Below are 13,246 nucleotides of genomic sequence, written 5' to 3' on the forward strand. Positions count from 1 at the left end.
AGAACCAGAACCAGAACCAGAACCAGAACCAGAACTTGAGCCTGAGCCAGAACTTGAGCCTGAGCCAACCGAAGTTCATACAGACGATGATATTGATCTGGACTTATCTGTCGCAAAGTTTGAGGTTGACTCAGACTTACCTGAGATTGATGCAGATGATGAATTTGAGCTGGAGGACGTTGCTCAGACAGTAGAAAATGAGCTCACTGATATTGAACCAGAACAGGATGAACAAACATCGACTCCAGAGCCCGAATCCAGTTTGAAATATGACGTCAATATCATTGATGAGCGCAAACAGGAAGATAAATCGATTCAGTTTTCGGCAATGTATCCAGCACCAAATGAAGACGATGAATCACCAATGGTGAGTGCTGCTGAACAAGCCACTTCAGATGTGGAGCAGTATTTTAATGAAGATGAGAGTGATGAACCGGTTAATTTGGTCGATCCGAAATCTGCAGTATCTGATATGTGGCAGGATCTGACAGAAGAACCGTTACCATCAGATGATGATTTGGATGAGATGTTCAAAGAAATAAAAGATCTGGAAAAATCATCGGATGTTGAAGAAGAGGATGATGCTGAGCAATTGGATGATGAAGTTGAACAGCAGGATCGTTTGCAATCAATCTTGTCATCCATTCCCTCTTTTTCGCAGATGAATAAGAAAAAAGACGACGACTAAGCCTTCGTATCAATGTCAGCGTTTCATCGCTATTTTTTGCCTGCGATGAAACGCTGATTCTGCTAAAATCTGCGCCAGTTTTTGCTGGGATAAAAAATGACAGACCAAGTCCATGATGTAGCCATTATCGGTGGTGGCGTATGCGGTACAGCGCTGATGTATCTGCTTACTGAGTACACCGACGTTCAAGATATCGCTTTGATTGAAAAATATGATCATGTCGCCAAGGTAAACTCTAACGGACGTAACAACAGCCAGACGCTTCATTGTGGTGATATTGAAACCAATTACACCCTGGAAAAAGCGGCTAAGGTAAAAGCGTCGGCACAGATGATTGTTAATTATGCTGACGATCTGCCTGAACGCGATGAAATCATTTTTAAATACCCTAAAATGGTTTTAGGTGTTGGTGAAAAAGAGTGTGCGATGTTGCGTGAGCGTTTCGAGCGTTTTCGCACTGTTTTTACCACCATGCAATTGCTGGAAAAAGAGCAAATTGCAGAAATCGAACCAAATGTAGTGATGGTTGATGGCAAAATGCGCGAAGAGCCTTGTGTGGCATTGGCTGTTCTTGATGAATACTCTGCAGTTGACTATCAGCGTTTGGCGGAAAGTTTTGTGGAACAGGCGCAAAAACGGACGGATAAAAACCCGCATCTCTATATGAACAGTCACGTTCAGGACATTGTTGAACAAGATGGCCTGTTTTCGATTGTGACTGAGGATGCTGTTATCAAAGCAAAAACGGTCGTGGTATCAGCTGGTGGTCATAGTTTGTTACTCGCCCAGCAAATGGGGTATGGCCTGGAGTTTTCTTGTTTACCCGTTGCCGGCAGCTTCTATTTCACGCCACCATTATTAAACGGTAAGGTTTACACCGTGCAAAACGATAAGCTGCCATTTGCAGCCGTCCACGGGGATCCGGATGTGTTGATTGAAGGCAAAACCCGCTTTGGACCAACCGCTTTGTTATTACCTATGCTGGAACGCTATAACAGAAAAACGTTTTTTGAATTCTTACGGGTATTAAAGCTGGACTCACGGGTGATGAAAGTATTCTGGGATCTGTTTAAGGTCAAAGATATTCGTAATTACATTCTGAAAAACTTCTTATTTGAAGTACCACTGTTGCGTCGCTGGTTGTTCATGAAAGACGCACGCAAAATCGTACCTTCTCTGCAATTAAAAGATGTGACCTTTGCTAAAGGCTTTGGTGGTGTGCGTCCGCAGTTGATTGATAAAAAGTCATCACAATTGATGCTGGGCGAAGCAAAAATCAATCCTGGCACCGGTATTGTGTTTAATATGACACCTTCACCTGGTGCGACAAGTTGTTTAGAAAATGCTGAGTTGGATTTGCGTTTTGTCTGTGGACGACTGGGTGCAAAGATTGATGAAGCCCGATTAAAAGAAGATTTGCATTAATAACAATAAAATTTGTTTTAGTATCAGAATAAACAGCCGATATAGCTCTATATAAATACAATTGTTTTTGGATGGAGATAGCACATGGCACTGCATTCTGCTCAGGCGGCTAACACCAGTAAGGCACCTCAGAAGAAACAGGTTTTTACCTTCTTTATAGAAGATATGATGTTTGGCCTTAATGTCGACTATGTGTTGATGTTGGGGCAGGATGTGGATGCAATCCAGAAAGTCCCGGTGGAAGAACGTGGTCTGAAAGGCGTGGTTAAATATCAGGGCGTCGTGGTACCTGTTATGGACTTTGCTCATCGGGTCGGAGTTAACTCAGGTAATGACAGTAAATTAGCTGTCATTAATGATCTCAAACATTATGAACAAGAGCATAACGATTGGGTCAATGCGCTTGAAGCCGCTGTGAATAATGGCGATGATTTTTCCTACACTACCGAGTTAAAAAATTCTCAATTTAGCCAATGGCGTCAGCAGTTTTATACCCGAGATGAAACATTAATCGATCTGTTAGCCTTATTTGATAGCACTCAGCAGGCTTTATATGACATGGCTGATCGTGCATTGACATTGAGCAATAGTGGCAATACTGATGAAGCGATGGAATTACTTCGTCGTGAACGTGGTAGCACTATTCAGCGAATGAAAACCTTATTTATTCGTGCCACTGAACACTTACAAAGTGCTATGAGACAAGTGTTGTTATTTGTGACGGATGATGGGAAAACACCCAGATTCGCTCTGTTAATTGATGAAATTAACGATGTAGTTTCCTACGATGAAAGTGAATTCCAGTCGAGCACAACGGGGGCGCTTGCCCAAGTGAGCAGAATAGGTAAAGTACTTGATGGCATTTATACGCGTGATAACAGCCCGGATTGTCTCTATTTTAATATTGATAAATTAATTGATGAGCCGATCTCAGTAGCCTAATTACGCTCAACGCTTCACTTTTTATCAGCATATATGCTGATAACTGAACAATACCCACATATAATGTATGGACTAGTACTAGACGTTAAGCTGAGCTTCACTTCTAGCCGTGATCATATGGGTGCTATTTAATAAGTGCGTGAGGATAAATCAGACAGTGTTTTCAAAAAAATTAAAACAACAAGTAGCAGAATTAGAGCAGAAACTGATAGAGAGTGAAGCGCAATACCAATCCCAAAAAAACGAAATGATGGAACGACTGGCTGAGAAAGATCGCGAAATAGCACGTTTAAGCAGCGAACTTAATCAGGGTGAAGGTTTGATAGGAGTTCAATTAGAAGGCGGCAGGATGTTACAAACCGTGCGTGATGGTTTGTTACAGAGCGCGACCAGTCTCAGAGAAGAAAGAGAAACACTGGATCAATTAAAAGATATTTTTTCTCAAACCACCCATGCAGTAGAAAATCTCAATCGACGGGCCGAATTAATCAATACCCATGCCAATGAGAGTATTACGGTTGTGGGTGTATTGGATAAAACAGCCAATGATATTAACGTGCTGGTGGCCACTATCCAGGAAATTTCAGAACAAACCAATTTACTGGCATTAAACGCTGCCATTGAAGCTGCAAGAGCAGGGGATGCTGGTCGAGGTTTCGCTGTTGTTGCCGATGAAGTAAGAAATCTCGCATTAAAAGCACATGATGCAAGCGATAAAATTGAATCCCTCGTCAGTCAGGTCCTCAGCCAGACCAGTAATATCAAAAACATGGTGCAGGATAGTCAGGAAGGTGCTCGTGAAGTCTCAAGTTCTTCAGAGCAAATTGGTGCAGTGGTTGGGGAAGTTCTGCTGCGTTCAAACCAAATGCAAAAGATTATTCTGATGGCTTCTACAGCTTCTTTCCTGAATACGGTTAAATTAGATCATGCTGTGTGGAAAAATCAGATTTACTCAGCCATTGATACGGAAAACTATCAATTTGCAGTCAATGATCACACGCAATGTCGCTTAGGTGAATGGTATTACCGTGGAGCCGGTGCCAGTGAGTATGTGAGGTTGACCCATTTTAAATCAATTGAAAAACCCCATGAAACCGTTCATGTTTCTGGCAAGGCTGCCATACAAGCAGCAGCCCAAGGTGATAAAGTGCAGACCATCAAAATGTTATCTGCGATGGAAACGGCTAGTGTCGAGGTGGTCAGTGCAATTGATACATTATTGGATGAATATTTCAGCCAAATACATCGTTATTCAGCTTAATCCAACAAACTCAGCAGAGCGCTTATAAAGGCGCTTTGCTAATGCCCCATTATTAACGGTTTATAGAAAAATGCTCTAAATCAGGGCGGACTAAGTTTATTGCTTTGCTTTTTCTAAGTTCATGCTTTCTCTGCGTATTTGTCGAAACTCCTTGGTTTTATTGACGAAATAGTTAACAGAAAAAGTTGATTTATCTTTTCTCTGACATCGGTTCATTTTTTGCTTATACATCATATTATTAGCCACTATTGGTGTAAGCATTATGTTCAGTCAATCAGCCGTTTTTGATGATGTGTATCAACATGCTCATTCGTTACAGGACTGGCCTCAGGAATACGATCAGTTAAGCTCAGGTAAATTTGAAGGCTTTCTTGAAGATATTCAACTGGATTCGGTGCGTGTGTTCAGAGAGCGTATGAAACAGAGTGTGGTACAAGATACGCATACACCTCAGGGCAAAATCAGCATGATGATTCCTCATCATGTTGAAGCGAGTGATGCCTCAGAACAAGCACGTCAGATTATGGCGTCAGGTATTACTCTATTACCGTATGAAAGTGACTTTTCCTTTGTCGGGCCAGCTGAGCTCGACTACAGCATTATATCGATTGACCATCAACGTTTACGCGAGCTACTGAGCCACGAGACTTACACACGTTTGATTGGTTTTAAAAAAAGTTACGGTATAAAAACGGCGCCTACATTTCTGGTGAATTTACGTCAACAGCTTACGGTATTGATGGAGGATTTAAAGAGGGTTGAGGTCACTGCTGATAATGCAGAACTGATATCAAAAGCCATGGAAGATAAACTGATCCAACTGGCACTCACTATTTATGAGGCTGATGATAAAGATACTAGTCAGCTAAAACGGCTTGGAAACCAACATAACTACATCGTGCAGCGTTGTCATGATTATGTGGCTTCAAGCGAAGGGAGCTGTGCGAGTATTGTTGATATTTGCAAGGCCTTGAGCATTCCACACCGCACTTTAAATTACAGTTTTCATAAAGCGACTGGCACTTCACCGATGCAATATCTGCGAGCAGTTAAGTTAAATGCAGCCAGACGAGAACTGACAAAAAGTCACTTGCCGGTGACTGATGTCGCTGCCAATTATGGCTTTTTCCATATGGGCTACTTTTCTCAGGAATATCGCCGTTTATTTGGAGAAACGCCGAGCATGACGCGTAAACGCTACGCTGATCGAGTTTGATTGCCAGTAAAGGAAACCCGACACAATAAATATCAGGCCACCGGTGAATTGATCCTGAATGGGTGAGAGTTGAAGCCAGGTAGGTAGATTACTCATCATCATATGATGCTGATGATGACTGGTATGTGTGGTGGCATACATTGTAGGAAAGATAAACATCAATAGTCCCCACAGTAATAAGGGCACCACTACCGTAGCATTATTTAATTTCTGCCAATAAGATGATTTTTGATGATGACTGAGCATGGATAAACATAAGGCCAGTCCACTTAATGCCATTAACCATTTCATACCGCTATAGATAATGGCACTCTGCATTAACAGCGGATGGAATGACGGTAACATCCATACCCAGGTCAGCACTGCAAAAATGCTCATCAATAACGTAGTAGGCCAATGCGATAAGGTGTTATGTGCTCTGATAGTAGATGACTGTTTATGACGTAAAGCGCCAATCCATAATAATGGGGCAAAGTGATGCACCATGACACTCTGTAAACTGTGCAAGCTAATCGAATAGCGAGCCAATTCATCAAACCACGGCAGCATGCCAAGCAAAAATACCAGATTACCGCTGAGAAATACGCCCGGTTTCGCCAGTAAGTTTTGCTTAACAGCCCATTGTTGCAGCGTGATAATGACTATCACGCTGCACAATAAATCCACTGAAACTAACCACATCTGACTATTCAGAGCAGCAGCTTGAGCCAGATTTTACCGAACCGGTGACGGTATCAACGCTATGGTTATTCCCTTCAGCAGGGACATCCATTGCGGCATTACCCATAAAGAAGTTATTCGGTTTCAAGGTAAAACCAACGTATTCCACCGGCATGATGGGGAAGTCCTCTGGTTTACATACATGCGTGTGACCAAAGGTATGCCACACCACGATATCGGTATTCTCAATCGGACGATTCTTCTGCACGTAATACGGTAAGCCTTCACCTTTATTTTGATTAGGATAAAAGCCTGACGCATTCATTTCAGCTGGATCATAGGGCGTTACCCATAAATGCTTTTTGGCAAAGCCAGCTCGCTTGGCAACATAACTATTATCGTGAGCCAGCATCACCGGATTATGTTCAGCAACCAGTTTGTATCCTGTTGGATTACCGACGGCGTTGATGCTGTTGGGGTTGATAATCTTCCAGAACCGGCCGGTTTGACCATTGGCTTCACGAGCGGCTTCCAGTTCGGTTTTTAATACAGTGGCTTCTGTATTGAACAGATTGCCCCACGGGTTTTCATCTTCATCCATTTCACGTGGTGTGAAGTTGGTTTCGACCACGGAATTATTTTCACCATCAAGCATCATATGCAGGCGAGCACTAAAGAAATGCTGATGAGTTGGCCCATAGATTTCTGGTGTCACCATGCCACCGAACTTAGGTTTCTCACCGGGAAGCAAAGCACCTGTCTGAATGATACCTGTCAGTTTGGTTTCCTGTTGAATGGTGCCATCTTGATACAAATACCAGTAAAAACCATAGTCGTAATTACCGACCGTACAGAAGAAACTAATAACCAGACGACGAGAGCGACGCATTTCATAGGTTTCACTACGGAATTCGTAATGTTTCCATAACGTGCCGTAATCTTCCTCATGCATACAGACGGCATTTTTCATCAGGAAAGGCACACCGTTATCATCGACAGCCGGGATATCAAAATAGCGAATCGCACCCAGGCAATCACAACCCAGTTCTAGCTGATTAGCCAGGCGACCCAGACCATATTCACCACCATCAAATGCACATTTCCAATAGTGGTTCAGATTTGTGTCAGAGTAGGGCACAGCCATATCATTGATACTGGCGCGATAAATAATCGGCCGTAGACGATCACCATCCTGATAACTCAATTGGTTGAGTACTAGACCTTCGCGTGGGTTATAACCCAAACGGAACTGCCATTTTTGCCAATTCACTTTCCATCCATCAACGGTGAAACTCACCCCTTCAGGTTGTGTAATCTGTAAGGGTTTTAAATCTTCACGCGGTTTAGCCAGTGATGGCGTGTCATAGTTATGTTTGGTTTTAGGGACAGGAATATTCTGACCATCATCTAATAGCTCGATGACCTTGCCTTCATTTAAATCAATAATTGCCACCAGGCCATCAATAGGTCTTGCATAGCCATTATCGACAATATCATCACGCACGAAGGCCACACCACGCATTAAGCGTCGACCACGGTATTTTTCTTCATCACCAAAGTAACCAAATGACCATGGGTCAATTTGGATGGTCTCAATATCCTTATCGGTTAAGCCACGACGTTTCACCGCTTCAATAAAACCAGGATCGGCCTGAACGATATCGACACAAGTGAAGAACTCTTCCATCATGATGGCGGGTTGACCAGTCACTTCAGGATCAATCTGTTCCCAGCGTGTAATGCTGTTGGTATTCAGATTAATCAACGCTTCATGAATATCGCCTGTGGCTTTATCAAGTACCACAGCAAAGGCTTGGCGTGAAAATGGCTGACCTTCTTCAAAGGCTAAGACTTCCGCTTTTGCTGGTTCTTCAAGTTGCACATAAGGAAAACGACACTCAGCCCCCAGGCCTTTTTCTTTTCTGAGTAAATCAGAAGCGATAGCAATTTCTTCTATCGTTAATGGATCAAGTGGATGGCTTGGCGTCACGCCAGGTGTGGTTTCAGGTTTATAGGATGTTTCTAATGCGTGATTCATAGTGACCTCGTAGTATTGTTTTTCTGCTATCAATACTAGTGAGATCTGAATAGACCAATATCACAAAGTGGCAAAAGTCGACATCCATGTCGGGGAAAAGGAAAGCAAGCGCTGATTTATTCTGACATATCAATTCCGGGACGATTAAACCCTTTACCTTCCATACAGGATTCAAACCCGGCTAAATTGTCTTTCATTGTTTTATGACAGTCTCTGATGGCTGATTGAAGTTTTGTATCAATCTCTTTAGTTGGTTCTGGTATGACGGGAGCACTATCATTATTTACTCCTTTTTGCTCCATACACTGGTTAAACACTTCAACACTACCTTTTGCTGATTCACGGCACGACTTCATTGCATTCTCAAGTTCAGGCGCGACCATTTTGTCATCAGCGGCATAAGCTGTTGTCATCATAAACATAAAAACGAGCAGTAATCCTGAACGAAACTGTGTAGTCATAAAAACTCCTTTTAATAACGCTTTATGAAGATTTAAATCATTCTATTACTGAGAATAGTTAATGCGTGTTTAGTTCAGTAAAGTTTCATTAGTGGCTATAAAAGCGAATGCTAAAAATAATGCCCCAAAAGTTAACAAACCAGCACAATCCCAGTGCAATAAAGACCTTATTCATCATCACTTTTAAATTAGCAGATATAGCTATCTCGCTGCTAGGTAAGTAATGGTAAGGCTTTGATGGCTATTAATATTTATACATATACTTTGGCATGTTGTTTGCTGCATTTATGTTATTTATTAATGAAGAGACCGTACAGATGACCATGAAGCTAAAGAATTTCAAAACAGTCTGGGGTCATACCGGTACCATTGAAGAAGCCGTTACCATGGCAAAAGAGGCTGAATTTTCAGGACTGGAAGCCCCTGCCAAACATGACGACCCAAAACACTTTCCAGCACTACAAGCAGCGATTGAAAAACACAATATTGAATGGATTCAGGAAATCTGCACCGCCGGGTCTTATGTACCGAGACGTCGTGCCAGTGTGGAAGAACATCTCGCTGATCTGGAATCACAAATCATTTTAGGTAAATCGCTCAAACCTAAATTTGTAAACGTGATGGGTGGCTGTGATGCCTGGCCAATCCAGACCAGTATCGACTTCTTTAAAGCTGCCATGGATATTGCAGATAAACATGGCGTGTTATGTTCTTTTGAAACACATCGTGGTCGTAGTTTTTATTGCCCATGGAATACGATGGCGATTTTAGAACACCTACCTGATATCAAAATCACCTGTGACTTCAGCCATTGGGTAGTGGTCAGCGAACGTTTAATGGATAGCGAATGGGATGCGATCGAACTCGCCGCTCAACATGCTCATCATATTCATAGTCGAGTAGGGTATGACCAAGGACCACAAGTGCCACACCCGGCAGCACCCGAATATCAAGCGGCTTTAGAAAGTCATCAACGTTGCTGGGAAGCTATCTGGACAGCCCAGCGTACACGTGGCTATTCGGAAACCACCATGACTCCCGAGTTTGGTCCGGATGGTTATTTGCATCATCTGCCATTTACCAATGCACCCATTGCAGACCTCTGGGAAATTAATAGCTGGATTGGTTATACCGAACAGCAGCATTTTGAACAATGGAAACAAGCGAATACATTAGCTGAGGTGTCTCATGGCTAACTCATTTCAACTTCGTGATCCCGCCGGGGCGAAATACAGTATCGGCGTATTGGCTTATATCACTGTCACCTATTTTGGTGGCTGGGCAGCTATGTTTGCCAATAACTGGATAATTAATATTCTGGGCATGCTGGCCTGTGCTCACGGCATGATTATCGCGGCTTATTTATTACACGAATGTGGTCATAACGCCTTATTTAAAGACAATAAGGATAATGCCAAACTCGGCAAAGTCCTTAACTGGATTACCGGCAGCTGCTACGGACGCTTTGAAGATATTCGTTATAAACACATGCGTCATCATGTCGATAACTGTGATCCCGTGGTGTGGGATTACCGTAGCTTTTTAAAACGACATCCAGTTATGGAAAAGGTCGTCAAAGCAGCGGAATGGGCTTATATTCCCGCCATCGAAATTATGATGCACACCATGTTGGTGTTTGCGCCATGGGCTATTGCATCAAAGCGTGATCAACGTCGTCGGGTATTGACAGTGGTATTAATTAGAGGCGCTTTATTGCTGGCGGTATTGCTCATCAGTGTTAAAGCCTTTGTGTTATACGCCGTTGCTCAATGCGTGTTGTTCACTGTACTTCGTTTTATGGACTGTTATCAGCATAACTATGAAGTGATTTTTAATCTGGATGATCCTGATGCCGTGTTCCCTCATCGTCGGGATTTTGAGTACGAGCAGGCCAATACATACAGCAACTTATTGTCACATCGTTATCCGTGGCTGAATATGCTGGTGCTGAATTTTTGCTATCACAACGCCCATCATCAGAAACCCATATTGAACTGGTATGAGCTACCGGCTTTACACAAAGAAATGGGTGAAAAAGTCGCACCACAAACACTGACTTTCTGGGAGCAAGCTCGCTCTTATCACAAGCATCGTGTCGCTAGAATTTATGCTGAAGAATACGGTGATGATGAAGTAACAACATCACTAAAAGAGGGAAGAGCGGTAGGAGTGGATGCCTTAAGTTTTCTCACTGCCTTTTAATAAAAAAAGCCCTTGGTGTTTACTGAGAGCTTTGTAATAAACGCACAAACTCAGTCACATAAAATTCGATATTGTCTTCAAGCTGATTAAGCTTGGGATTCACCATCCAGCTTTGTGTCACGCCCATCAGATAGCTATACATGGACATAGCCACCACCTGACTATCTGTGTTGGCTTTGCTATCTGCTTGCTGGCGATAGCGTTCAACAAAACCAGCAAAAGTCGTGATAAGAGAAACCGTTAAGGCGCGTTCACGCTCCAATGATGGTGATACCGATTCCGTGTACTCGGTTTTATTCAGCAAAATTTCAAACGACTGACGGTAATATGCATCATCAAACAATAAACTCAGCCATTGTCGGGCAAAATTACTGGCTGCTTCGATGGGCGCCTGACTGTCATCACACTGAGCAATCAGCTTCTCTAATGGCGCCTGAGAGTAGGCGATAATCTCTTCAAACAACTCCTCTTTATTAGCAAAGTGCCAATAAATCGGCCCACGCGAACAACCCGCCTCATCAGCAATCAACCGTAAGGTCGTGCCACTGTAACCACGCTGACCAAATAACTTCAACGCTGCATCAATCACTTTCTGCCGGGTTTTCGCTGCATCTTCTTTGCTTCGTTTCATGAGTATTTTTTGTGAGAGAAAATAAGATAGTAGCTTGAGGTGGGGAATGCTTCAAATATAGCGATTATCATTTCTTGTCAGAGCCGTTAGCACACATTTCTTTTTGCTGTTAATAGCTGTTGAGTATTCAACAACAATTGAAAGATAAACATACTGGTGGAATTTAATGACTTATAAATCACGTATTCGGTCTAAAGGGCTTATCACTCCTTGAGCACCTTGTTTAAGAACATGTGTATAAATCTCGGTTGTTTTCACATCTGCATGACCTAACTGTTGTTGTACCGTTCTAATATCTGCACCTGATTGCAGTAGATGAGTTGCGAATGAATGCCGTAGGGTATGGCTTGTAACTTGTTTCATAACTCCCGCTTCTTGAGCTGCATGTTTAATTATTTTATTCAAACCACTTTCATCAAAATGATGGCGACGAATCTTTCTTGATTGAGGATCAACAGATAGTTTTGATGCTGGAAAAAGGTATTGCCACCCTAAATCAAAACGGCTTTTTGGATATTTTCGGGCCAGTCCATCCGGCATCCAAACACCATCATATTGCGGATTTGATAGATCAGTTTGCAAGAGCCTGTTCACACGTTCTATTTCAGCTTTTAATGGTGCATGTAACTCTTTCGCTAAGGTGACAATGCGATTTTTTGCTCCTTTACCATCCCATACATGCAGTTGGCTCAAATCAAATTGAACATCCTTCACCCGCAAACGTAAAAGCTCCATTCGCCTTAGACCCGATCCGTATAACAACGAAACCATCAACTTCTTCACACCCGATAATTGGGAAATCAAACAACTGATTTCATCAACCGTTAATACGACAGGTAATTTTTTCTTTCGGCTGGATTTTTTGAAGGTTCCCACATAACCGACTTCTTGTTCTAGGAACTTTGTTTTCATAAAAACAATGGCATTTAATGCGATCGCTTGAGTTGCAGCTGAAACATGCCGATTCACTGCTAAATGCGTTAAGAATTGTTCTATATGACGGTCACCTAATTCTCTAGGATGTTGCTTACCATGGAAAACTATGAAATATTTAATCCAGTATAGGTAGGTTTTAACTGTTCGACGACTATATCGCCTGGTCAGCATGAAGGATTCGATTGAACTTAAAAATGGAGATTTTGCCATGCTAATTGCCTCTTCCGTGAAACAAACTCATTTCAACGATAACAAAAATTTGGCACTATTTTTCCAACCTGGTTCAAGTTTTTGGCCTTATAATTCTGGGGTGTTAAATTAATATGTTTTATAATCAATATGTTATGGTTTTTAAAAATGAATTATAAGGCCGCCTGTTTAATATTTATTATGAGGCCACTGGCCTCATAAAACACACTGTTATATTTATGGAGACTTCGGTGAAAATTTCAGGGAAAGATGCGGTATTAATTTTGGCCAAACACCCAACACTTGTAGATCTGCACAAAAAAGATCAGACAGACAAGTTTTGGTCTTACAAATTGAAAGTAGGCTCTAGGGCTGAGTTTGCATTCGATCCGCACACGAAGCGAGATTTAATCATCCGCTTTGACCAAGAGCCGCCCAAAATTCCGGGTGTAGAGAAAATTGAAAATTTAGGATCCAAATCTATCTCGACCGCTCTTGATCGGGTGTTCAGCGGTGGTAAGCACACGGCAAAATTCAAAGCAGTTATCTTTGATGAATCTACTTTGCTGAGTGTAATCAGAGGATTAACGTAAAAAA

Annotated in this window: 12 protein-coding genes and 2 pseudogenes; 9 read left to right on the forward strand and 5 right to left on the reverse strand. The window is 42.2% G+C overall.

All coding sequences use genetic code 11. The annotated features are described in order from the left end of the window. The 6 genes and pseudogenes from BM232_RS14980 to BM232_RS15230 all read left to right on the forward strand — a co-directional run. A pseudogene (locus BM232_RS14980) lies at nt 1-688 on the forward strand (hypothetical protein); the annotation flags it as partial. A gap of 96 nt (nt 689-784) precedes the next feature. Then, nucleotides 785-2,113, forward strand: coding sequence for an FAD-dependent oxidoreductase (locus BM232_RS10740; protein WP_091714502.1), 1,329 nt, complete (start codon nt 785-787; stop codon nt 2,111-2,113). Between the two features lie 84 nt (nt 2,114-2,197). Then, nucleotides 2,198-3,055, forward strand: a complete 858-nt coding sequence (locus tag BM232_RS10745; RefSeq protein WP_091714504.1) for a chemotaxis protein CheW — start codon at nt 2,198-2,200, stop codon at nt 3,053-3,055. Nucleotides 3,056-3,404: 349 nt separating this feature from the next. Further along, nucleotides 3,405-3,875: pseudogene (locus BM232_RS15265) on the forward strand (methyl-accepting chemotaxis protein); the annotation flags it as partial. A gap of 63 nt (nt 3,876-3,938) precedes the next feature. Next, nucleotides 3,939-4,316, forward strand: a complete 378-nt coding sequence (locus BM232_RS15270; RefSeq protein ID WP_425435543.1) for a CZB domain-containing protein — start codon at nt 3,939-3,941, stop codon at nt 4,314-4,316. Between the two features lie 262 nt (nt 4,317-4,578). Next, nucleotides 4,579-5,532: a helix-turn-helix domain-containing protein gene (locus BM232_RS15230; RefSeq protein ID WP_091714506.1), complete on the forward strand. Its 954-nt coding sequence runs from the start codon at nt 4,579-4,581 to the stop codon at nt 5,530-5,532. Here BM232_RS15230 and BM232_RS10760 read toward each other — a convergent pair. The 3 genes from BM232_RS10760 to BM232_RS10770 form a co-directional block, all read right to left on the reverse strand. Beyond that, the gene (locus BM232_RS10760; RefSeq protein WP_091714508.1) at nt 5,479-6,213 is read right to left on the reverse strand and encodes a cytochrome c oxidase assembly protein; all 735 of its coding nucleotides are present in this window, start codon (nt 6,211-6,213) and stop codon (nt 5,479-5,481) included. The genes BM232_RS15230 and BM232_RS10760 overlap by 54 nt on opposite strands. A gap of 4 nt (nt 6,214-6,217) precedes the next feature. Beyond that, nucleotides 6,218-8,230: a primary-amine oxidase gene (locus BM232_RS10765; protein ID WP_091714510.1), complete on the reverse strand. Its 2,013-nt coding sequence runs from the start codon at nt 8,228-8,230 to the stop codon at nt 6,218-6,220. Between the two features lie 116 nt (nt 8,231-8,346). Beyond that, nucleotides 8,347-8,691, reverse strand: a complete 345-nt coding sequence (locus BM232_RS10770) for a hypothetical protein (protein WP_091714512.1) — start codon at nt 8,689-8,691, stop codon at nt 8,347-8,349. 317 nt (nt 8,692-9,008) lie between these two features. Between BM232_RS10770 and BM232_RS10775 the strand changes: the two genes are divergently transcribed. Next, complete coding sequence (locus BM232_RS10775; protein WP_091714581.1) at nt 9,009-9,887, forward strand: sugar phosphate isomerase/epimerase family protein; 879 nt, start codon at nt 9,009-9,011, stop codon at nt 9,885-9,887. Then, nucleotides 9,880-10,893 carry a fatty acid desaturase family protein gene (locus tag BM232_RS10780; protein WP_091714515.1) on the forward strand — a complete coding sequence of 338 codons (1,014 nt, stop codon included), beginning with the start codon at nt 9,880-9,882 and terminating at the stop codon, nt 10,891-10,893. The genes BM232_RS10775 and BM232_RS10780 overlap by 8 nt, the downstream gene beginning before the upstream one ends. 19 nt (nt 10,894-10,912) lie before the next feature. On the opposite strand, the gene BM232_RS10785 is transcribed toward BM232_RS10780, so the two are convergent. Beyond that, nucleotides 10,913-11,524 (reverse strand): TetR family transcriptional regulator, encoded by a 612-nt coding sequence (locus BM232_RS10785; RefSeq protein WP_091714518.1) that lies wholly within the window; start codon nt 11,522-11,524, stop codon nt 10,913-10,915. 171 nt (nt 11,525-11,695) lie between these two features. Further along, nucleotides 11,696-12,670, reverse strand: a complete 975-nt coding sequence (locus tag BM232_RS10790) for an integron integrase (RefSeq protein WP_091714521.1) — start codon at nt 12,668-12,670, stop codon at nt 11,696-11,698. Nucleotides 12,671-12,900: 230 nt separating this feature from the next. On the opposite strand from BM232_RS10790, the gene BM232_RS10795 reads away from it, so the two are divergent. Beyond that, nucleotides 12,901-13,242: a hypothetical protein gene (locus tag BM232_RS10795; protein WP_091714524.1), complete on the forward strand. Its 342-nt coding sequence runs from the start codon at nt 12,901-12,903 to the stop codon at nt 13,240-13,242. Nucleotides 13,243-13,246 lie beyond the last annotated feature (4 nt).

Origin of the sequence: Methylophaga sulfidovorans (assembly GCF_900114205.1) — a bacterium.
GTDB lineage: Bacteria > Pseudomonadota > Gammaproteobacteria > Nitrosococcales > Methylophagaceae > Methylophaga > Methylophaga sulfidovorans.